Consider the following 21,935-nt stretch of genomic DNA (forward strand, 5'->3'; position numbering starts at 1 on the left):
TAATCCTTTTGTTTAGTTGAGGACAGAACCTCATCACCTTGCGGTGATAGGTTTGTCCAGCAAAGCTCTTTCAAGCAATTACGAGCGTTCCAGCTCGATATCCAGGCCCAAAGAACGGATTTCCTTGACCAGCACGTTGAACGACTCCGGCATACCCGCTTCAATGGAATGCTCACCCTTGACGATACTTTCGTACACCTTGGTACGGCCTTGAACGTCGTCAGATTTGACTGTGAGCATTTCCTGCAAGGTGTAGGACGCACCATAAGCCTCCAGAGCCCAAACTTCCATTTCACCAAAACGCTGACCACCAAACTGGGCTTTACCACCCAGCGGTTGTTGTGTCACCAGGCTGTAGGGGCCCGTGGAGCGGGCGTGCATCTTGTCGTCCACCAAGTGGTGGAGTTTCAGGTAATGCATGTAGCCGACAGTGACAGGGCGCTCGAAGCGATCACCGGTGCGGCCGTCGTACAAATACGCCTGCGTACGTGTGGGGGTCAAGCCTTTTGCGGCAGCGAGCTCATCTGGATAAGCCAATTTCAGCATGGCACGGATTTCATCTTCGGAGGCGCCGTCAAACACCGGTGTGGCAAACGGCATGCCGGTAGTGAGGTTGCGCGACATCTCGAGCAACTGGTCATCACTGAGCTGTGACAAGTCTTCCTTGCGCCCTGTGGCGTTGTACACCTTATCCAGGAAGGTGCGCAACTCAGCCACCCGGCTTTCATGCTGGAGCATGTCACCAATACGCTGGCCAATACCTTTACCAGCCCAGCCCAAGTGAACCTCAAGCACCTGCCCGACGTTCATCCGCGACGGCACGCCCAGCGGGTTCAGCACGATGTCACAAGGTGTGCCATCAGCCATGTGTGGCATGTCTTCCATCGGCACAATCTTGGAGACCACGCCTTTGTTACCGTGACGGCCCGCCATCTTGTCGCCTGGCTGCAAATGGCGTTTCACAGCCACATAGACCTTGACCATTTTCAGCACGCCAGCAGGAAGATCATCACCTTGGGTAAGCTTCTTGCGTTTTTCTTCAAATGCCAAATCAAAACTGTGCCGAGTTTGCTCCAGCGAATTCTTGATGCTTTCCAGCTGTGCAGAAACATCATCCTCAGCAGGTCGAACATCGAACCAGTGGAACTTGTCAACGGCAGTCAGATACGCCTTGTCAATTTTGCTGCCTTTGGCCAATTTTTGTGGACCCCCGTTGGCGACACGCCCCATCAGCAGCTTCTCAATCCGGTCAAATGCATCGGCTTCCACAATGCGAAGCTGGTCATTCAGGTCGAGACGGAAGCGCTTGAGCTCATCATCAATGATCTGCTGGGCGCGACGGTCACGCTGAATGCCTTCACGGGTAAACACTTGCACATCAATCACCGTGCCTTGTGAGCCTTGGTCAACGCGCAGCGAAGTGTCCTTGACATCACTGGCCTTCTCACCAAAGATGGCGCGCAGCAGCTTTTCTTCGGGTGTCAGTGTGGTTTCACCTTTGGGTGTCACTTTGCCCACCAAGGTGTCACCAGGTTGAACTTCAGCACCCACATAGATGATGCCGGACTCGTCCAGACGATTGAGTTGTTGCTCGCTCAGGTTGGGAATATCCCGTGTGATTTCTTCGGCACCGAGTTTGGTGTCACGCGCCATCACCACCAGTTCTTCGATATGAATCGAGGTGTAGCGGTCTTCGGCCACCACCCGTTCGCTGATCAAAATCGAGTCTTCGAAGTTGTAACCATTCCAGGTCATGAAGCCGATCAACATGTTTTGGCCCAACGCCAATTCACCCAGATCGGTCGACGCACCGTCAGCGATCACATCACCTTTGGCCAAGTGATCTCCTTTTTTGACCACCGGGCGCTGATGAATATTGGTATTCTGGTTGGAACGCTGGTATTTGATCAGGTTGTAGATGTCCACACCCACCTCACCGGCCTGTGCCTCGCTGTCATTGACGCGAATCACCACACGGCTGGCATCGACATAGTCCACCACACCGCCACGGGTGGCAACCACCACGGTGCCGGAGTCAACGGCGGCAACTCGCTCAATCCCTGTGCCCACCATGGGTTTTTCAGGACGCAACACGGGCACCGCTTGGCGAGACATGTTCGCGCCCATCAACGCGCGGTTGGCATCGTCGTGCTCCAGGAAGGGGACCAGTGAAGCGGCCACGGAAACGATCTGTGCGGGCGACACATCCATGTATTGAATGCGGTCTGCCGTGACCATCACGGTTTCACCCGCTTCACGTGCTGAAATCAGCTCACCGGTCAATTGGCCGTCTTTGTCCAAAGCCGCATTGGCCTGGGCGATCACGTATTTACCTTCTTCAATGGCCGACAGATAGTCGATTTCCATGGTGACCTTGCCATCGATCACGCGACGGTAAGGGGTTTCAATAAAACCGTATTCGTTCAATCGAGCGTACAGTGCCAAGGAGTTGATCAAACCAATGTTCGGACCTTCGGGCGTTTCAATCGGGCAAACACGACCGTAATGGGTCACGTGCACGTCACGCACCTCAAAACCCGCACGCTCACGTGTCAAGCCGCCTGGGCCGAGGGCAGAAACACGACGTTTGTGCGTGATTTCAGACAGCGGATTGGTCTGATCCATGAACTGAGACAACTGCGATGCACCAAAGAATTCCTTCAATGCGGCCGAAATCGGCTTGCTGTTGATCAAGTCATGCGGCATCAAGGGTTCTTGCTCAGCCTGACCCAGACGCTCCTTCACGGCTTTTTCAATGCGCGCCAAGCCCATGCGGTATTGGTTTTCTGCCAATTCACCCACACAACGTACGCGGCGGTTACCCAAGTGATCAATATCATCTACTTGACCATGGCCATTACGCAAATCAACCAAAATCTTGACCACCGCCAAAATATCTTCGTTGGTGAGCACCATCGGGCCGGTGGACTCCGGGCGGCCCATCTTGGCGTTGAACTTCATGCGGCCGACGCGCGACAGATCGTAGGTGTCAGGGTTATAGAACAAACGTTGGAACAGCGCTTGCACCGCATCTTCTGTGGGCGGCTCACCTGGGCGCATCATGCGGTAAATGGCGACACGTGCGGCAAATTCATCGACGGTTTCATCCGTGCGAAGTGTTTGCGAAATATAGGCCCCTTGGTCCAGCTCATTGGTGTAGATACACGCCAGGTCTTGGACACCTGATGAGCGCAGTTTCTTGAGTAAAGCTTCCGTCAGTTCTTCATTGGCTTTAGCCAAAATTTCGCCCGTATCCCCATCAACAACATTGCGTGCAACGATACGGCCAATCAAAAAGTCTTCGGGTACAGAAATGTGCGTGGTGCCAGACTGCTCCAATTCACGAGTGTGACGGGCCGTGACACGTTTTTCTTTGACAACAACAACCTTACCGCTCTTGTCGGTAATGTCAAAACGCGCAACCTCACCACGCAGGCGTTCCGCCACAAACTCCATCTGTGCACCACTGTCCATCAAACGGAAGTTGTCGTTTACAAAGAAGTTGGCCAAAATCGATTCGTTGTTCAAGCCAATGGCCTTGAGCAAAATCGTCACAGGCATCTTGCGGCGACGGTCAACCCGAAAATACAAAATATCCTTCGGATCAAACTCAAAATCAAGCCAAGAACCACGATAAGGAATGATGCGAGCTGAAAACAGCAGCTTTCCAGAGCTGTGTGTCTTTCCCTTGTCGTGTTCAAAAAATACACCGGGTGAACGATGTAACTGGGACACGATTACACGCTCGGTCCCGTTGATAACGAAAGAGCCTTTTTCAGTCATCAAGGGAACTTCGCCCATGTAGACCTCTTGCTCCTTAACCTCTTTGACAACTTTGTTTTGGGTCGTGGAAGACTCACGGTCATAAATGATCAATTGCACTTTGGCGCGAACAGCCGAAGCAAACGTTAACCCACGGGTCTGACACTCACGCACATCAAATGCAGGTTTGGCCAAGTTGTACTCAAGATACTTCATCTCCACAAAGCCATTGTGCGAAACAATCGGAAAAGCCGCATCAAAAGCCGCTTGCAGACCTTCGTCGGTTCGCTTCTTGGGTGACACTTCTGCCTGAAGAAAAGCCGTGTAAGCATCTTTTTGCATTTGCAACAGGTAGGGAATCTCCAGCACGCTGTCGCGCGTACCAAAATTTTTACGAATCCGCTTGCGTTCGGTGTATGTGTAAGCCATGAGATCTCCGGGCAACTAGGGGAACTTGTTGAAGTCCTGGACGACTTTAAATCTTGGTGATTGGCCTCTACCAATCATTGGCGGACAGCTGCACATTGCATGCAGCCCGAACCAAGGCATCTTCTTCTGTCGGGGTTAGAAGACACTGAAAAACAGTTGACATAACAATTTTTCAGTGTGCTCTCAAGAAACAGCAAAGGCTGGAGGCCTGTGACAGCACTCCAGCCCACGAATAAACTCAATTACTTGAGTTCAGCCTTAGCACCGGCATCAACCAGTTTCTTCAAAGCGGCCTCAGCATCCGCTTTGGACACGCCTTCTTTGACGTTCTTCGGTGCGCCATCGACCATATCTTTAGCTTCTTTCAAGCCCAGACCGGTGATTTCGCGAACAGCCTTAATGACGGACACTTTTTGTGCGCCAGCATCAAGCAGAACGACATTGAACTCGGTCTTCTCTTCTGCCACCGCTGCAGCTGCACCACCGCCAGCTGCAGGAGCAGCCATAGCAGCTGCGCTCACACCAAATTTCTCTTCGATGGCTTTCACCAAGTCGTTGAGTTCCATGACCGTCATGCTGTCGAGCGCGGTCAAAAATGCGTCTTTATCGAATGCCATTTTGATTTCCTAACAATTTTGGTTATGTCTTGCTGCAAGCGTTCAAGCTGCAACTGCTTCGGCAGAAACTTCTGCACCAGCGCCTTTTTTCTCTGCAATCGCGGCCAACACCCGGGCTGTGCGCGAAATAGGGGATTGCATCAAGCCCAGCAACTGAGCCAGCAACACTTCCTTGGAAGGAATGCTTGCCAGTTGTTTTACGCCCTCTACATCCAAAACTTTTCCACCGTATGCACCTGCGCGAATGACCAACTTGGCATTGGACTTGGCGAACTCTGCTACCACTTTCGCGGCAGCAACTGCATCTTCAGAAAAGCCATAGATCAGCGGACCGGTCATCTGGTCAGACACTACCTCAAAGCCTGTTCCTGCCACAGCCCGGCGTGCCAAGGTGTTTTTCAACACACTTAAACTCACTCCGTTGCTGCGCGCATTCGAGCGCAATTTGGTCATGTCAGCGACCGTGATGCCACGGTATTCCGCTATCACGAGCGTTTGAGCTTTAGCGGCGAGGCCAGTCACATCACTGATGACCGCTTCTTTCTCACTGCGATTTAAACTCAAGGTCTACTCCTTCAAAATGTGTTCGTTTGCAACATCTTTCCGCTGCATAGAACACGCCACATTGCAGCGACCAACTGATTCGGAACTTTTCAATTCTTTGGCAGTGGGATCGCCATCTGCGTTGGCTCTTGCGGATTAAGTACTTGGCTTTGCCTCGTACACCAACGGTCTTGGATGACCTGAAAATGTTATTTAACACATTCAGCCCACCACATCAGGCCTCCCTTTAGGAAAGCCCGACTTTTGCGAAACGCCTGCTTTATGCAGCAACCGTTTGCAGATCTACGCGAACACCCACACCCATGGTGCTTGAAACAGCCACTTTGCGAAGGTACAAACCTTTGCTGGTTGCAGGCTTGGCCTTAGCCAAAGCATCCACCAAGGCTGCCAGATTGCCTTGCAGCTTGTCGTTATCAAATGAGCGACGACCAATCGTGGAATGCACAATACCTGCTTTGTCCACACGAAACTGCACTTGACCAGCCTTGGCATTACGTACAGCGCCAGCTACATCCGGAGTCACCGTGCCAACTTTAGGGTTAGGCATCAAGCCGCGTGGGCCAAGAATCTGACCCAAAGTACCCACAACGCGCATGGCATCGGGGGCCGCAATGACCACATCAAACGGCATATTGCCCGCTTTGACCATAGCAGCCAGATCATCCATGCCGACGATATCAGCACCAGCTGCTTTAGCTTCTTCAGCTTTAGCACCCTGGGCAAAAACAGCCACACGTTTAGTTTTGCCAGTGCCATTCGGCAGCACGACCGCACCACGCACCACTTGATCAGATTTTTTAGCATCCACACCAAGCTGAATGGCCACGTCAATGGACTCATCAAACTTAGCGCTAGCGAATTCCTTCACCAAACCCAAAGCATCTGTAACAGCGTACAACTTACCGCTATCAATCTTGCCTTGTTGGGCTTTTTGTTTTTTTGTTAAGCGCGCCATTTACACACCCTCCACATTCACGCCCATTGAACGGGCAGAGCCAGCAATGGTACGAACAGCCGCATCCAAATCAGCAGCAGTCAAATCTTTCATCTTGGTCTTGGCGATTTCTTCGAGCTGAGCACGCGTGATCTTGCCAACCTTTGTCTTTAAAGGATTTGCCGAACCTTTGTCGATCTTGACTGCTTTTTTAATCAGGATGGATGAGGGTGGCGACTTGATGACAAAGGTGAAACTTTTGTCAGCAAATGCGGTAATCACCACTGGCAGCGGCAGACCTGGCTCAATACCCTGGGTCTGCGCATTAAATGCCTTGCAGAATTCCATGATATTCAAACCACGCTGACCCAAAGCTGGGCCAATGGGGGGGGATGGATTAGCTTTACCAGCTGGCACTTGCAGCTTGACAAAACCGACGATTTTTTTCGCCATGTTTAACTCCTAGCGGGTTTTAACGCCTTGATATGCAAAACGCATAATGCAGGCTCCCCGTTGTTAACGACTCACTTGTTACATTTGCACCGAGTCGGAAGGTGCAAACTCAAAAACAGTACTTTGCGTTTTTCGAATTTAGCCGATCAGGCAACAGCACTCATTCAGGTTTTCTCTACCTGAGCAAACTCCAACTCAACCGGCGTAGAACGACCAAAGATCGTTACCGCCACTCGCACTTTGCTTTTTTCGTAATTAACTTCTTCAACTGAACCATTGAAATCGGCAAACGGGCCTTCTTTGACACGCACCATCTCACCCACCACAAACTCAATCTTGTGCCGGGGCTTATCTGTTCCCTCCTGCATCTGACTGACAATTTTCATGACTTCAGATTCAGAAATGGGAGATGGACGGGTCTTACCACCACCAACGAACCCAGTGACCTTATTGGTATGCTTGACCAAATGCCAAGTGTCATCATCCATGACCATTTCAACCAAAACATACCCAGGAAAAAACTTGCGCTCTGTTGTTTTTTTCTGGCCATTCTTGATTTCAACCACTTCTTCCATGGGCACCAAAATACGACCAAACTTCGACTGCATTCCTGAACGCGTGATGCGCTCCAGGATATTCCGCTCTACAGCCTTTTCCATACCAGAATAAGCATGAACAACATACCAACGCAAATCTGGGTTTGTCGCTGGCGCTGCCAACGTTTGCGCAGCTGTCAAAGGAGCCGCCAATTCGGTTGACACAATTTCGTTCATTATTTTCTCCACCCTAGAATCAGATCGTAAAAGACCCATTCAAGTGTTTTGTCAGTCAACCACAAGAACAAAGCCATGATTAACACAAACCCAAACACATAGGCTGTCATCTGAATCGCCTCTTTGCGTGCAGGCCAGACTACTTTTTTGACTTCCTTGACTGAATCCCGACCAAAAGCTACCAGCGATTTGCCCGACTCAGACAATAAGAAAACAACCACTGCCGCAGCGAGACCCACAAGCAGACCCAACCATTGAAACAACGACCCCTGCTTGGCCAATGCGTAATACGCAACGAGAGAGACAATGACCAGACCTGCAGCGCCAAATAACTTGACTTTATCTGCAGTTGTATTGACAGTTTGAACTTGTGTGGTGGCCATTATTGACTTGACTTGCGCCTAAGAGATACCTATAGATTGATTGCGACTTTCAGACGCATAAGCCCACTATTTTCATAGCGGGCCTTTTCACCTGCCTACATTAACAGGTGGCAGGGGCAGTAGGAATCGAACCTACAACCTTCGGTTTTGGAGACCGACGCTCTGCCAATTGAGCTATGCCCCTGTATATTTACTTAAGCAATCACCTTAGCAACCACACCCGCACCCACGGTACGGCCACCTTCGCGAATTGCGAAGCGCAGACCTTCTTCCATGGCGATTGGGGCAATCAGCTTCACCGTGATGGAGACGTTGTCACCAGGCATCACCATTTCTTTGCCTTCTGGCAACTCAATAGCACCGGTCACATCGGTGGTACGGAAGTAGAACTGAGGACGGTAGTTGTTGAAGAATGGCGTGTGACGGCCGCCTTCGTCTTTGGACAAGACGTAGATTTCGCCGGTGAAGTGGGTGTGCGGCTTGATCGAGCCTGGTTTGCACAGCACTTGACCACGTTGCACGTCTTCGCGTTTGGTGCCGCGCAGCAAGATACCTACGTTGTCGCCTGCCTGACCTTGGTCGAGCAGTTTGCGGAACATTTCCACGCCAGTGCAGGTGGTTTTTTGGGTGTCATGAATGCCGACGATTTCGATTTCTTCGCCAACTTTGATGATGCCGCGTTCAACACGGCCAGTCACCACGGTGCCGCGACCAGAAATGGAGAACACATCTTCAACAGGCATCAGGAAAGCACCGTCCACTGCACGTTCTGGCAGAGGGATGTAGCTGTCGAGTGCATCAGCGAGCTTCATGATGGAGCCTTCGCCGAGTTCGCCTTTATCGCCTTCCATGGCGAGTTTGGCAGAACCATGGATGATGGGGTGTCGTCGCCTGGGAAGTCATACTTGTCCAGGAGTTCGCGCACTTCCATTTCAACGAGTTCGAGCAGTTCTGCATCGTCCACCATGTCACATTTGTTCAAGTAGACGATGATATAGGGCACGCCCACTTGGCGAGCCAAGAGGATGTGCTCACGGGTTTGAGGCATGGGGCCGTCAGCCGCCGAGCAGACCAGAATGGCACCGTCCATTTGAGCCGCACCAGTGATCATGTTTTTCACATAGTCAGCGTGGCCTGGGCAGTCCACGTGGGCGTAGTGGCGGTTGGCCGTTTCGTATTCCACGTGAGCAGTATTGATGGTGATGCCGCGTGCTTTTTCTTCAGGCGCTGCGTCGATTTGGTCGTAGGCTTTAGCCGAGCCACCAAACTTGGCTGCCAGCACAGTGGTGATGGCGGCTGTCAGGGTGGTTTTACCATGGTCAACGTGACCAATGGTGCCCACGTTCACGTGGGGCTTGGTTCGTGTGAATTTTTCTTTTCCCATTTTCAGACTCCGAGAATTAAAAGACGGTCAAATAAAAAAGGCCATCAACCCGCATCTACCAAGCTGACACCCAACACCAATATGGTGCCCATTCCGGGAATCGGACCCGGGACCTCTCCCTTACCAAGGGAGTGCTCTGCCACTGAGCCAAATGGGCAATTTCCATGAATGAAACGCTGGAGCGGGAGACGGGAATCGAACCCGCGTCATTAGCTTGGAAGGCTAGGGTTCTACCATTGAACTACTCCCGCCTTGAAGCTGAAATCGTCAACTTTTTAGCGCCTACGCTTCGCCTCAGCGTCACATTCAACAATTCATTGGTGGAGAGGGCTGGATTCGAACCAGCGTACTCGTAAGAGGGCAGATTTACAGTCTGCTGCCATTAACCACTCGGCCACCTCTCCACGGTGAACCTCAAATTATGCCAGCAAGTTTGTCACTTTACGAACATATTATGAAATTTTTCCATTTTTCTTTAATTCGTGCTGATTTCGCCATGCCCGAGCTTGAGAAAAATGACCACAGCCTATAAATGGTACCGGTGGTCGCAAAGCCGAAAGTGGCGAAGGGTGGTTGGCACACAACACCAAATGGCGTGATGCATCAATCAAAACCCGTTTGCTTTGGGCATGACTGCCCCACAGCATGAAGACCACATGCGCCGACTGGTCGGACACTTCTTTGATGATGGCATCGGTCAACACTTCCCAACCTTTACCCGAATGGCTTGCGGCCTGGCCTTCTTCAACCGTCAAACACGTGTTGAGCAAGAGCACACCATGTCGCGCCCAGCGCACAAGGCTCCCACCTGGCTGCGGGAAAGATGGCACAGGCTCCCCCAGATCGCGCTGCAATTCTTTGAAAATATTGCGCAACGACGGCGGCAAAGCCACGCCGGGTGCCACCGAAAACGCCAATCCTTCCGCTTGGCCACGACCATGGTAAGGGTCTTGCCCCAGAATCACCATCCGCACCGACTCCAAACCCGTCAACGCCAATGCACGCAGCGGTTGCGGCGGAAAAATGACGGCCCCTTCGCTTAATCGGTTTTGCAGGAACAGTTGCAGCTTTCGCCCTGCATCTGAGGCGAAAAAACGCTCGACCAAGGCCTGCCAGCTCGGCGCAACAGTCCATAACGCAGGATCAGCGTGTGCCAGTTGGCTTGGCATCTGCGCCTCCTGCACAGGATTAAATTGATCTACCCCCCGCATCAGGCAAACAACTCCGCCAACGCCTCACCCGGTTCTTTGGCCCGCATGAAGGCCTCCCCCACCAGAAACGCATTCACACCTGCCGCTCCCATGCGCAACACGTCATCGCGGGTGTGGATACCGCTTTCGCACACCAGCAAACGATCCGAAGGAATGTCTTGCATCAGACTCAGCGTCGTGTCCAGCGACACCTCGAACGTCTTCAGGTTGCGGTTATTCACCCCAATCAGCGGCGTTTTGAGCCTCAACGCGCGCTCAAGCTCGGCAGCGTCATGCACCTCGACCAGCACCGCCATGTCCAGGCTGCGGGCAATCTGTTCAAAGTCTTTCATTTGCGCATCATCCAGACACGCCGCAATCAGCAAAATGGCATCCGCCCCCATGGCACGCGACTCATAGATTTGGTAGGCATCCACCATGAAGTCTTTGCGCAACACCGGCAACTGGCACGAAGCCCGCGCTTGCTTGAGGTAATCTACACAGCCCTGGAAAAACTGCTGGTCAGTCAGCACTGACAAGCAGGCAGCACCAAATTCAGCATAGCTTTGGGCAATGTCTGCCGGAATGAAATCCGCCCGCAACACCCCTTTGGAAGGGCTGGCTTTTTTGATTTCAGCAATCACCGCCGCATGCCCGGTCGAGATTTTGGCGCGCATGGCCCCGACAAAATCCCGCGTCAGGACGCGGCTTTCGGCATCAAAGCGTACATCTGCGAGCGACTTGCGGGCCATTGCAGCAGCCACTTCCTGGCGTTTGACCGCCACGATCTTGTTCAGAATATCAGTCATTTTGGATCGGCTCCTGTGAGCCATTTTTGAGAATATTGACAAACACGCGGTGCATCACCACGCCTGCCACGATAAAAAGTGCCGAAATGCCAATGGCGATCCAGGCTCCATCCATGTTCAACAGCGCCATATCAAACCTGACTCAAGCTGTGCGCAACGGTCACCAGCGTGTCCAGCTTGGCCTTGGCCGCTCCTGATTCAATAGCTGCTCGCGCTTGATCGATACCTTCTTTCATTGAATCCACCACATTGGCCACATACAAGGCCACGCCGGCATTCAACACCACAATCTCCTTGGCCGGGCCTGCCACGTTGTCCAGCACACCCAACAGCATGGCGCGTGATTGCTCGGGGGTTTCGACCTTGAAGGCCCGGTTGCTGGCCATGGTCAGGCCAAAGTCTTCGGGGTGGATTTCATACTCGGTGACCTTGCCGTCCTTGAGTTCCCCCACCAACGTGGCCGCGCCCAGGCTCACCTCGTCCATGCCATCTTTGCCGTACACCACCACCGCGTGTTCGGTGCCCAGCCGCTCCAGCGCCCGCACCTGAATACCCACCAGATCGGGGTGAAACACACCCATCAAGATATTCGGTGCGCCCGCCGGATTGGTCAACGGCCCGAGCAGGTTGAAAATGGTTTTGACACCCATCTCCCGGCGCACCGGGGCCACATTTTTCATGGCCGGATGGTGGTTGGGCGCAAACATGAAGCCCACACCGACCTGCTCAATACACTGGGCAATCGCCTCGGGTTGGAGGTTGATGTTGACCCCGAGCGACTCCATCACGTCGGCGCTGCCACTCTTGCTGCTGACACTTCGGCCGCCGTGTTTGCTGACCTTGGCCCCCGCCGCTGCGGCCACAAACATGGCACAGGTCGAAATGTTGAAGGTATGTGAACCGTCACCGCCAGTGCCAACGATGTCCACCAGATGGGTTTTGTCGGCCACCAAAACTTTGGTGGAAAACTCGCGCATCACCTGCGCGGCCGCCGTGATCTCGCCAATGGTTTCTTTCTTGACACGCAAACCGGTGATAAACGCCGCCAGCATCACCGGGCTCCACTCTCCCGCCATGATCTGCCGCATGATGTGCAACATCTCGTCATGAAAAATCTCGCGGTGTTCAATGGTGCGCAACAGCGCTTCTTGCGGGGTAATCTGAATGGTTTGGGTCATGGTGAGGGGCTTGAATCAGTGAGTAAATCGATGAACACGAGGCAAGGGCTCAAGAGGCTGGATTGTCACTCAGCGCCAGCTTGAGGCCAAACCCAATAAACATGGCCCCGGCGGCGCGATCCAGCCAGTGCATACCGCGCTGCACCAGCGAGGCGCGGCGGGCCATCCAGGCCGCAGCCAACGCCCAGCCGATGTTGACCGGGATGGCATTCACATTGAACAACACGCCCAACGCCAGAAACACCCAGGTGGTCTGCGCCGTGCCGGGGGCGATGAACTGGGGGACAAAAGCCAGAAAAAAAATCGCCACCTTGGGGTTGAGCACATTGGTCCAGAAACCACCGCTGTAGACACGCCACAGGTCCACCTGAACCCGTTCACCCGACGGGTCGCTGGCGGTTTTCAGCAAACTAGTTTCGGCACGCGACAGCAACAGCTTGAACCCCACATACAACAAATAAGCCGCGCCAGCCCACTTGAGCAGGTTAAACGCCGTCACCGATGCCGCCAGCAAAGCCCCCACGCCCAGGGCCGCCGCAAAGATATGCACAAAACAACCGGTGGTGATCCCCAACCCGGCAACGATGCCCGCACGAGCCCCGCTGCGCAAGGAATGGGTCACGATGTAGAGCACATCCGGGCCAGGGGTCAGATTCAGCAACCAACCGGCAAGGATGAACAGCAGCAGTTGGTGAAACTCAGGCATGCTCAGGGCTCCCTTCAAAAAACGAGCGCAACGCAGCCACGGCACGCTTAATGCCTGCGCTGTCGACATCCATGTGCGTGACAAAACGCAGACGGTACAAACCGGTGGCCAGCACTCCGCGGGACTTTAAATAAGTGAGCAGCTCAGGCGCTCTGGCTTTGGCTTCACCCTGCAAATCCACAAATACCATATTGCTCTGCGGCGGCTCCACCACCACGCCCGGCAAGCCCTTCAGCCCATTAGCCAGCTGCTGCGCCAAGGCGTGATCATCTGCCAGCCGCGCCACATGATGCTCCAACGCATACAGCCCGGCCGCCGCCAAGATACCAGCCTGGCGCATGCCGCCACCTGCCATTTTGCGGATACGGTGGGCACGGCCGATCAGCTCCCGGCTGCCACACAACACCGACCCCACCGGCGCACCCAAACCTTTGCTCAGGCACACCGACACGCTATCAAAACATTGGGCAATACGCCGTGCTTGCGCCCAAATGGCCGGAGCATCCACCGATTTAGCTACATGATCAATAGCTACCTGCGCTTGATGGATCTGCGCTAGAGGCTCATTTTCCTTTAAAGCTGTGGCCAACTGCATGGCTTGCGCCGTGGCCGCATTCAACAGGCGCGCACCGTCCAGATGCCGGGCCAGACCATGGCGTGCGGCCAAGTCGGTGGCCTGCTGAACGTAGTCAAACGGCAGCAACTTGCCACCCAGCGTGTTCTCCAGCGCCAGCAGCCGGGTCTTGGCAAAGTGGGCATCATCGGGCTTGATGGCCGCCTCGATGTCGGCCAAAGCCAGCATGCCATTGGGTTGATGTTCCAACGGCTGCGGTTGCACACTGCCCAACACCGCCGCGCCGCCGCCTTCCCAACGGTAGCAGTGCGCGTATTGGCCCACGATGTACTCGTCACCACGCTGGCAATGGGCCAGGATGGCACACAGGTTGCTTTGTGTGCCGGTGGGCACAAACAGCGCCGCCTCAAAACCCAGCATGGCGGCCAACTTGTCTTGCAGGGCGTTGATGCTGGGGTCATCACCAAACACATCGTCACCCACCGGGGCGGCGGCCATCACGGCACGCATGGCTGCGGTGGGCTGCGTCACGGTGTCGCTGCGCAGGTCAACCTGTTGGACTGAAGAGTTATGTGTCATTTCGACCTCTGATGCTTATGAAATAAGCGTGAATAACTATACATTAAATAGCAAAAATTCGCCTGTTTACGGGGTTCATATTCACAGTTTCATGCCGTCCAGCAGCTTGATGAAGTTGCGCTTGGGTTTGAAGGCGGCTCGCAGTTCGGCCACGTAAACCCCAAATTGCGCGGTTTGATCCAGCCCGGCCATCAACTGCCCCACCTTGCGAAGCCATGTCACTGCGCTGGCGTAGGCAGTGTTATTGGTTTGATTCACTGTGTCAGGAATCATCTGGCGGTACAGCACAATCGCCTCACGCGCCCGTGTGGACTCCATGGCTTGGGCCAGACTCAAGCGCAAACTCTGCTGGCATGAACCTTGGTGAATGGCATTCCAAGCGGCCTCCAGATCTGACTCCCACAAGGCAATCGCAACACGGCACGACATGTCGGGCTCTGACGGCTTGGGCGTGTATCGGCTGGTTTGATTGGCCTCGCGGGTAATGAACTCTTGCAGCCAGGCTAGCGCCCGCGCACGCTGCTCGGGCCACAGACCGAGTTGGTTCGCCACACCGTGCAGCTTTTGGTACGCACCCAACGCGGGCTGCTCTTCAAACTGAATCCAGGTGAGCTGCAAAGCCTCTTCATGACGCTGGTTTTGCAGGTAGATGCCCACCAGAAAGTCGCGCAATCGGTTATCCGGGCGCTCCGGGTATGCCTTCAAACCCCGCTCGGCCCACTGCAAAGCCTCGTCATGGCGCTTGGCCTGAGTCAAAATTTCGGCGATCTCCAGATAGTTGAACGCATTTTTGAGGTTGCCAGATTTGATGGCGATGAGTTCATCCACATTCCCGCTGGCCCGTGCCAGGTCTTCCATGATGCCGGTGATTTTGAAGCGCTCATGGTCAAAACCAAGCTGGGCATCGGCGGGCCTGAGCGCATCCCACTTCGCCTGCGCCAGTGCCCGGTACTGGCGCAGGCCGACTTCACCCAGCACATCGCGGTAGGTGTAGGCACTGAAACTGCACACACCAAATGGCAGCGTGGTTTCCAGCCGGAACAAGTCATGCGCCAAGCTTTCGGCATCCGGGCGCGCCAGCTCGCAGGCTTTCAGATGCAGTTCGCCCAAGCGACACAACACATCCCCAACCAGCCCATCAGAGTCGTCCACGTTTTCCAGGGCCGCCTCGGTTTGCTCAATGGCGTATTGCGCCAGCTCGACCAAAGCAGCGGCATACTCGGGTGTCAGCAATTCCTCAAGGGTATCCACCGCCTGATCCAGCGGATCAACAAAGCTGTGTAGGGCGCGCCAGTCCACAAAACCGGTGACGGTCGTGACATCATCAATCAAACGGTGCAGGTCATCCACCAAGCTGTCTTGCGCCCCTGCTGGTGTGGACTTGAGCAGCAAGGTCTGGGCCAGCCGGTCGTCACGCTGCGCGACTTCCAGCAGCATGCCCACCAACACCTCATGCGGTTGCTGTGCCAGCCAGGTTTTGAACTGCTGCTGCATTGAAGCTGGTTTCTTAGTCATGGGACACCCTAAAAATCAGTGCTTTTTAGGGCTCTAGCGCTTGATAAACAAGCGTAACAAGCTCTCATTTCAGGAGTTTCTGGGTTTCAAAAAATTGGCCAGCATGGCATGGCCGTGTTCGGTGAGGATGCTCTCGGGGTGGAACTGCACACCCTCAATGTCCAGCGTGGTGTGTTTCACACCCATGATCTCGCCATCGTCCGTCCAGGCGGTGACCTTCAGGCAGGCCGGGCAAGTGCTGCGCTCAATCGACAGCGAGTGATACCGGTTCACTGTGAACTGCGCGGGCAAACCGGCAAACACGCCCTCCTGGGTGGTGGTCATGAGGCTGGTCTTGCCGTGCATGAGTTGCTGCGCCCGGATGATCTTGCCACCAAAGGCCGCACCAATGGCCTGATGCCCCAGGCACACCCCCAGAATCGGCAACTTGCCGGCAAAGTGCTGGATGGCAGCCACCGAGATACCGGCCTCGGCTGGCGAACAGGGACCGGGGGAGATCACCAACCGGTCAAGCTGCCCTGCCTGCCATAAGGCGTCGATGGCCCCCACGGTGATTTCATCATTACGCGCCACCGTCACGTCGGCCCCCAGTTCACCCAGGTACTGGACGATGTTGTAGGTGAAGCTGTCGTAGTTGTCGATCATTAAAAGTTTCATGGCTTTTTGCTTTCAACGCCATCAAGGCGGGAAGTGGTCTGGGCTTGCGCCGCTGGGGTGGATGAGGATTCGGCCAAGGGCGTATCCAGCTCGGGCGCATACACCACGTAGCGGTCTCGCCCACCCGCCTTGGCGGCATACATGGCCACATCGGCATGGTGCGACAAGGTCGCTTCATCCAGCCCATGCTCAGGGTACAAGGCCACCCCGGCGCTGGAGGATATTTGCACACTCTGACCCAATGGCAAGTGAAACGGTTCACGCAAAGTGACATGGATTTTTTCAGCCACGTAGGTGGCATCCTGCTTGTGCTGAATGGTGTTGAGCAGCACCACAAATTCGTCACCACCCAGGCGGGCCACGGTGTCGGACTCGCGCACGCAGGTGCGCAGCCGGTGCGCTACCGCCTGCAAAAGCTGGTCACCAGCAGCATGGCTATAGCGGTCATTGATCGGTTTGAATTTGTCCAGATCCACAAAAATCAGGGCCAATTGACCCCGATCCCGCTTGGCCTTGCTCATCGCCTGGTGCAAACGGTCAGTCAGCAAGCGCCGGTTGGGCAGTTGCGTCAAGGGGTCAAAAAAGGCCAGCCGCTTGACCTCGTCTTCGGCGGCTTTGCGCAGGGTGATGTCGGTGTGGGTGGCCACATAGTTGGTGACCAGCCCCGTGTCATCGCGTACCGCCGTGATACACAGCCAACAGGGAAATTCTTCGCCACTTTTGCGGGTGTTCCACACCTCCCCCTGCCAGCGGTGATGCTGCACCAGCTCAGACCACATGGCGGCGTAATAGTCAACCTCATGGCGGCCTGATTTAAGCAGCCGCGGATTTTTCCCGACCACCTCTTCGGGGGCGTAACCAAACAACACGCAGAAAGCGTGGTTGACCCGCAGGATCTCGACCTGCGCATTGGTCACCAGCATACTTTCGTGCGACTCAAAGGCAGCTGCCGCCACGCGTAATTCACCCTCCAGCTGTTTGCGTTTGGTGACATCTTCCGTGGCACCAATCAGACGGCGTGGCACGCCATGGTCATCCGAATACAGCGCCGCCCGATTACGCATAAACCGCAGCTGACCATCGGGGCGGTGAATCTGGAAAGTCATGCCGAACGGCTGGTTATGTTGGATGGTGGCGCGCGTGGCCTCCCGCATACGCTGCAAATCTTGCGGGGGCAACAATTTGATCCAATCGTCATTACGCGGACTGGCGGCCTTGGGGTCCAAGCCAAACAGGGCAAACATGGCATCGTCCCACTGGTAACGTCTGGTCACTAGGTCAAATTCCCAGATGCCCACGCCACTGGCCTCCGTTGCCAGCTTGAACCGCTTGGCGGTCACGATTTTTTCGGCCCGCTGATGCTCAAAAACAAGCAAGGCCAAAACACTCAAAAAAACCAGCGCCAGATAGGCCAAGGACTGTTTGACCACCTCACCCTGCCATAGGCCGAATAAAGCAACGTGATCACGGCTCAACATCACCACCAATGGCTTGTCCATCGCCAACTCGGCAGGCCACACCGTGTGAAAAACCACCATGCGTGATTGCGGCAAGACATGCGCGAAATGACTCACGCTGCGCCCACTTTGAAAATGTAGCCGCAAGAGTTCAGAGGGTGCAGACTGGCGGGGGTCAGGCCCCTGCGCCGAGGGTGGCTGCTGGATAAACACCTGACCATCACCATGCACCAGCGCAACCTGCATATCCTCGCCGTAACGCACCGAGTTGATCAAAATCTGAAAGTCCACGGGGTCCAGGGCAGCTGAAAGCACACCAGCGAACTGCCCTTGCTCATCCAGCAACACACGTGTCAGATTGATCAGGTAATTGTTCAACACGGTCTTGAAAGGGGTACTGACGTACAACTGCGCCGGATTCAGCGACTTGCGTGGTGTTTGCACATAATCGCGCTGAAAAACATCACGCCCCAGCAACTCTGCCCGATTGGAAAAAGTCAACTTGCCTTGAGCATCGGTCACCAGGAAGGTACGCACGGACGACATGGCGGCCTCCATGTTGCCCAAAGTCTTCAGGGCCTCACCCCGTCCGTCGGAATGCGCTTGCCAGTCTGGCACGGCTTGTTGAATTGACAACAAACTCTGGTTGATGGCCGTGAGCTGGCGTGTCAGGTTGTCTCCAACCACTTTGGCCTGGGTGTCCAGGCGCGCCAACTCCTCACGCTCAATCCGCTCATATTCATGCCGCAAGCCAAGCCCCAACCACACACCGACAACCAACAAGGTGGTTGTCAGCAGCAGCCACGAGCGGCGGCGCAGCACGAAGTGTTTCACTCCAGTCCTTCTTCCACCAGTTCAGCGGCCCGCAACAATGCACGCGCCTTGGCCTCGGTCTCTCTCCACTCCAGCTCAGGCACACTGTCAGCCACCACGCCAGCCGCTGCCTGCACATAAAGCATCTGGTCTTTGATGATGCCGGTGCGGATGGCAATGGCCACATCCATGTCGCCAGCGTAGCTCAGGTAGCCACAGGCACCGCCATACAAGCCGCGCTTGGTGGGCTCCAGCTGGTCGATCAATTCCATCGCATGCACCTTGGGGGCACCGGTGAGGGTACCGGCCGGGAAAGTGGCCTTGAGCACGTCCATGCTGGTCATACCGTCCAGCAGCGTGCCCTCCACATTGCTCACGATGTGCATCACATGGCTGTAACGTTCCACGCAAAAAGCGTCCGTCACCTTGACGCTGCCAATCTTGGCAATGCGGCCAATGTCGTTACGCGCCAGGTCGATCAGCATGACGTGCTCGGCACGTTCCTTGGGGTCGTTGATCAACTCCACCTCGGCCGCTTTGTCAGCTTCGGGAGTTGCCCCGCGCGGGCGCGTGCCGGCCAGCGGGCGAATGGTGATTTTTTGCACCGGCTGGTCATCCTGCAACACCTGCTCCTGACGCACCAGAATCTCGGGCGAAGCACCCACCACATGAAAATCCGCCCCGTCAGCGGTGGCTCCGCTGAAGTTGTAGTAGTACATGTAAGGGCTGGGATTCAGTGAGCGTAATGCCCGGTACAAACTCAGCGGCGACTGGGTGTAGGGTTTTTTGATGCGCTGGCCCACTTGCACCTGCATAAAGTCGCCCCCGGCAATCAGCTCCTTGGCACGCTCAACAGCGGCAATGTAATCCGCTTTGGCGAAGTCGCGTACAGCGGGTTGGCCTGCGCTAGGCAGCACTTGTGGCGCATGTACCGGTTGACTCAATCTGTTTTTGAGCTGCGTCAACCGATCAACCGCACCCTGATAAGCCTGTGGCTGGGTTGGATCAGCGTAGACCATCAGGTAGAGCTTGCCCGACAGGTTGTCGATCACGGCCAGCTCCTCACACTGCAGCAGCACAATGTCTGGGCAACCCAGCTCATCGGGAGGGCAGGTCGCTTGCAGCTTTTTTTCGATGTAGCGCACGGCGTCGTAACCAAAATAGCCCGCCAGTCCACCACAAAAGCGCGGCATACCCGGCTGCAAAGCGACTTTGAAGCGCTTTTGATAATCCTCAATAAAGTCCAGTGGATTGGCGCTTGAGGTTTCCACCACCTGGCCATCGGTCACCACCTCGGTACGCGCCTGCACACCAAAGCCACTGGCCCGCAGCAAAGTGCGTGCGGGCAAACCAATAAAGCTGTAACGCCCAAAACGCTCACCACCCACCACCGATTCAAGCAGGAAGCTGAAGGAGGCGTTGTTGGCCAGTTTCAAATAAAGGGAGAGTGGGGTTTCCAGGTCGGCAAAGGCTTGCGCCACCACCGGTATACGGTTGAAGCCCTGGGCACACAATTGGTCAAATTCAAGTTCGGAAATCACGATGAGTCTTTCAGTGAGATGCTGAACTGTAGATGACCTCTTTGATCCACGCCAGCTTGGGAGGCGTGTCTCATGGCACCAGAGTCAGGATTTTCCTCTTTCAAGAGGTCACCTCAGGTTCAGCAGACAGCTTGGATGCTGCCGTGTTATGGACGCAAAAACAAATTCGTCAGACCAATGCTGACGCGGCCAAGCCTGTACGCCAGGGCCAAGCCCCCCGGTCGCTGCAACCTGTGATGTGAATCCGGTGAATAAACATAAGCCAAGTGTAACAAAGCCGCCTGACGACCACAGGACGCACAGACCTTGTATTCCCCGCGTAAACCCTAGTGGGAAAAAAGAAAAGACCACCACACAATACCTTCCACAAAACAGTACGGTCGTTCTTTTTAAAGGTTTATCCATGAAATTCATTCCACATTTGCTGGTCGCGTTAGTGGTCAGCCTGATGGCTTTCAACACGCTGGCGGCCACCCAGGAAATCCATGGGGTCAAGATAGAAGACAGCACCACCGTAGCAGGAAGTACCTTGCAACTCAACGGCGCGGGCACTCGCTACAAGGTAGTGTTCAAGGTTTATGTGGCCAGCTTGTACCTGGCCCAAAAAGCCAGCACACCTGACGAGGTGGTCAACCACCCTGGGCCCAAGCGCCTGAGTGTGACCATGGTGCGCGACATTGATGCGGCCGAACTGGGTAAATTGCTCACACGGGGTATTGAAGACAACATGGGAAAAGCCGCCATGTCCAAGCTGGTGCCGGGTCTGGTGCGTATGGGGGAAATGTTTGCCGCTCAGAAAAAAATGGTGGCGAGTGACAACTTTTTGATCGACTGGGTGCCGGGCAAAGGCACGGTCATCACCGTCAAAGGCATTGTGCAGGGTGAACCCTTCAAAGAACCCGAGTTTTTTACCGCCTTGATGTCCATCTGGCTGGGACCACAACCAGCCGACCACAAGCTGAAAGAGGCCTTGCTGGGTGCCGCCAAGTAGCGGTCGTGAAGCCCTACGGCTCCTTGAAAGTGAATTGACGGATGGTCTAAACGTGCCAGAATCCAAAGGCCTATAAAAAATCCTCATCCCTATCAGGAGCCCCTATGAAACACTCATTGATTCTTGCCACACTTGTTGGTGCGCTCTGCACACCTTTTGTCGCGCAGGCGCAAAACAAAGCGACGGCGGCAGAAGCTACCGCCATGGTTAAAAAAGGGGTGGCTTTTATCAAAGCCAATGGCAAGGAGAAAGCTTGGGCTGAAATCAGCGACAAAAATGGCCCCTTTATTGACCGCGATTTGTACTTGGTGGTGTACGGACTCGATGGTGTGGTTCACGCGCATGGTGCAAACGCCAAAATGATTGGCAAAAACCTGATCGACCTGAAAGACATTGACGGCAAGGCTTTCGTCAAGGAGCGTGTAGAACTTGCCAAATCCAAAGGCACTTTCTGGCAAGACTACAAATTCACCAACCCGGTGAGCAAAAAAATCGAACCCAAAAGCATGTACTGCGAGAAGCTTGACGACGCTGTGGTCTGTGGCGGCATTTACAAATAGCGCCACGGCCATCTGAACACAGCGGCGGGCAGCTTGGGCAACACCGCCCGCCTGATGGTTGGAATA

General features: G+C 54.7%; 20 protein-coding genes, 4 tRNA genes and 1 pseudogene. 3 read left to right on the forward strand and 22 right to left on the reverse strand.

The genetic code is table 11. The annotated features are described in order from the left end of the window. Positions 1-78 precede the first annotated feature (78 nt). The 22 genes and pseudogenes from rpoB to trpE all read right to left on the reverse strand — a co-directional run bounded on the left by rpoB (position 79) and on the right by trpE (position 20,318). Positions 79-4,191, reverse strand: coding sequence for a DNA-directed RNA polymerase subunit beta (rpoB, locus tag LDN84_RS20155; RefSeq protein WP_223905297.1), 4,113 nt, complete (start codon positions 4,189-4,191; stop codon positions 79-81). Positions 4,192-4,433: 242 nt separating this feature from the next. Then, positions 4,434-4,808: a 50S ribosomal protein L7/L12 gene (gene rplL / locus LDN84_RS20160; RefSeq protein ID WP_223905299.1), complete on the reverse strand. Its 375-nt coding sequence runs from the start codon at positions 4,806-4,808 to the stop codon at positions 4,434-4,436. 42 nt (positions 4,809-4,850) lie between these two features. Continuing rightward, positions 4,851-5,372, reverse strand: coding sequence for a 50S ribosomal protein L10 (rplJ, locus tag LDN84_RS20165; protein WP_223905301.1), 522 nt, complete (start codon positions 5,370-5,372; stop codon positions 4,851-4,853). A 259-nt stretch (positions 5,373-5,631) separates the two neighbouring features. After that, the gene (gene rplA / locus LDN84_RS20170; RefSeq protein WP_223905303.1) at positions 5,632-6,327 is read right to left on the reverse strand and encodes a 50S ribosomal protein L1; all 696 of its coding nucleotides are present in this window, start codon (positions 6,325-6,327) and stop codon (positions 5,632-5,634) included. Beyond that, the gene (rplK, locus tag LDN84_RS20175; RefSeq protein WP_223905305.1) at positions 6,328-6,759 is read right to left on the reverse strand and encodes a 50S ribosomal protein L11; all 432 of its coding nucleotides are present in this window, start codon (positions 6,757-6,759) and stop codon (positions 6,328-6,330) included. A 164-nt stretch (positions 6,760-6,923) separates the two neighbouring features. Further along, positions 6,924-7,532, reverse strand: a complete 609-nt coding sequence (nusG, locus tag LDN84_RS20180) for a transcription termination/antitermination protein NusG (protein ID WP_223905307.1) — start codon at positions 7,530-7,532, stop codon at positions 6,924-6,926. Then, positions 7,532-7,915, reverse strand: coding sequence for a preprotein translocase subunit SecE (gene secE / locus LDN84_RS20185; RefSeq protein ID WP_223905309.1), 384 nt, complete (start codon positions 7,913-7,915; stop codon positions 7,532-7,534). Before secE ends, nusG begins: the two co-directional genes overlap by 1 nt. A 108-nt stretch (positions 7,916-8,023) precedes the next feature. After that, a tRNA-Trp gene (locus tag LDN84_RS20190) sits at positions 8,024-8,099 on the reverse strand. A 10-nt stretch (positions 8,100-8,109) separates the two neighbouring features. After that, a pseudogene (gene tuf, locus LDN84_RS20195) lies at positions 8,110-9,299 on the reverse strand (elongation factor Tu). A gap of 82 nt (positions 9,300-9,381) precedes the next feature. After that, a tRNA-Thr gene (locus LDN84_RS20200) sits at positions 9,382-9,456 on the reverse strand. Between the two features lie 20 nt (positions 9,457-9,476). Then, positions 9,477-9,550, reverse strand: a tRNA-Gly gene (locus LDN84_RS20205). A 67-nt stretch (positions 9,551-9,617) separates the two neighbouring features. Beyond that, positions 9,618-9,703: transfer RNA gene (locus tag LDN84_RS20210), tRNA-Tyr, on the reverse strand. A 48-nt stretch (positions 9,704-9,751) separates the two neighbouring features. Further along, positions 9,752-10,468, reverse strand: coding sequence for a uracil-DNA glycosylase (locus LDN84_RS20215; protein WP_223905311.1), 717 nt, complete (start codon positions 10,466-10,468; stop codon positions 9,752-9,754). A gap of 41 nt (positions 10,469-10,509) precedes the next feature. Further along, a complete protein-coding gene (gene trpC, locus LDN84_RS20220; RefSeq protein ID WP_223905313.1) occupies positions 10,510-11,298 on the reverse strand; it encodes an indole-3-glycerol phosphate synthase TrpC in 789 nt (262 codons plus the stop codon). Further along, positions 11,291-11,428 carry a hypothetical protein gene (locus LDN84_RS20225; RefSeq protein ID WP_223905315.1) on the reverse strand — a complete coding sequence of 46 codons (138 nt, stop codon included), beginning with the start codon at positions 11,426-11,428 and terminating at the stop codon, positions 11,291-11,293. Before LDN84_RS20225 ends, trpC begins: the two co-directional genes overlap by 8 nt. Position 11,429: 1 nt before the next feature. Continuing rightward, positions 11,430-12,476 carry an anthranilate phosphoribosyltransferase gene (trpD, locus tag LDN84_RS20230; RefSeq protein ID WP_223905317.1) on the reverse strand — a complete coding sequence of 349 codons (1,047 nt, stop codon included), beginning with the start codon at positions 12,474-12,476 and terminating at the stop codon, positions 11,430-11,432. Positions 12,477-12,525: 49 nt separating this feature from the next. Continuing rightward, positions 12,526-13,182: a LysE family translocator gene (locus LDN84_RS20235; protein WP_223905318.1), complete on the reverse strand. Its 657-nt coding sequence runs from the start codon at positions 13,180-13,182 to the stop codon at positions 12,526-12,528. Next, positions 13,175-14,335, reverse strand: a complete 1,161-nt coding sequence (locus LDN84_RS20240; RefSeq protein WP_223905320.1) for a GntG family PLP-dependent aldolase — start codon at positions 14,333-14,335, stop codon at positions 13,175-13,177. Before LDN84_RS20240 ends, LDN84_RS20235 begins: the two co-directional genes overlap by 8 nt. Positions 14,336-14,416: 81 nt before the next feature. Continuing rightward, positions 14,417-15,850, reverse strand: coding sequence for a tetratricopeptide repeat protein (locus tag LDN84_RS20245; RefSeq protein ID WP_223905322.1), 1,434 nt, complete (start codon positions 15,848-15,850; stop codon positions 14,417-14,419). A gap of 69 nt (positions 15,851-15,919) precedes the next feature. Beyond that, positions 15,920-16,507: an anthranilate synthase component II gene (locus LDN84_RS20250; RefSeq protein ID WP_223905324.1), complete on the reverse strand. Its 588-nt coding sequence runs from the start codon at positions 16,505-16,507 to the stop codon at positions 15,920-15,922. After that, complete coding sequence (locus LDN84_RS20255) at positions 16,504-18,798, reverse strand: diguanylate cyclase domain-containing protein (RefSeq protein WP_223905326.1); 2,295 nt, start codon at positions 18,796-18,798, stop codon at positions 16,504-16,506. Before LDN84_RS20255 ends, LDN84_RS20250 begins: the two co-directional genes overlap by 4 nt. After that, positions 18,795-20,318, reverse strand: coding sequence for an anthranilate synthase component I (gene trpE / locus LDN84_RS20260; RefSeq protein ID WP_223905328.1), 1,524 nt, complete (start codon positions 20,316-20,318; stop codon positions 18,795-18,797). The genes LDN84_RS20255 and trpE overlap by 4 nt, the downstream gene beginning before the upstream one ends. Positions 20,319-20,350: 32 nt before the next feature. Here trpE and LDN84_RS20265 point away from each other — a divergent pair, with 32 nt between their 5' ends. From LDN84_RS20265 to LDN84_RS20275, 3 genes are all read left to right on the forward strand, one after another. Beyond that, positions 20,351-20,560, forward strand: a complete 210-nt coding sequence (locus tag LDN84_RS20265; protein ID WP_223905331.1) for a hypothetical protein — start codon at positions 20,351-20,353, stop codon at positions 20,558-20,560. A 161-nt stretch (positions 20,561-20,721) separates the two neighbouring features. Continuing rightward, positions 20,722-21,309, forward strand: a complete 588-nt coding sequence (locus LDN84_RS20270; protein ID WP_223905333.1) for a chalcone isomerase family protein — start codon at positions 20,722-20,724, stop codon at positions 21,307-21,309. Between the two features lie 104 nt (positions 21,310-21,413). Continuing rightward, positions 21,414-21,869 (forward strand): cache domain-containing protein, encoded by a 456-nt coding sequence (locus LDN84_RS20275; protein ID WP_223905334.1) that lies wholly within the window; start codon positions 21,414-21,416, stop codon positions 21,867-21,869. The last annotated feature ends 66 nt before the right edge of the window (positions 21,870-21,935 follow it).

Origin of the sequence: Rhodoferax lithotrophicus (genome assembly GCF_019973615.1) — a bacterium.
GTDB classification, from domain to species: Bacteria; Pseudomonadota; Gammaproteobacteria; order Burkholderiales; family Burkholderiaceae_C; genus Rhodoferax; species Rhodoferax lithotrophicus.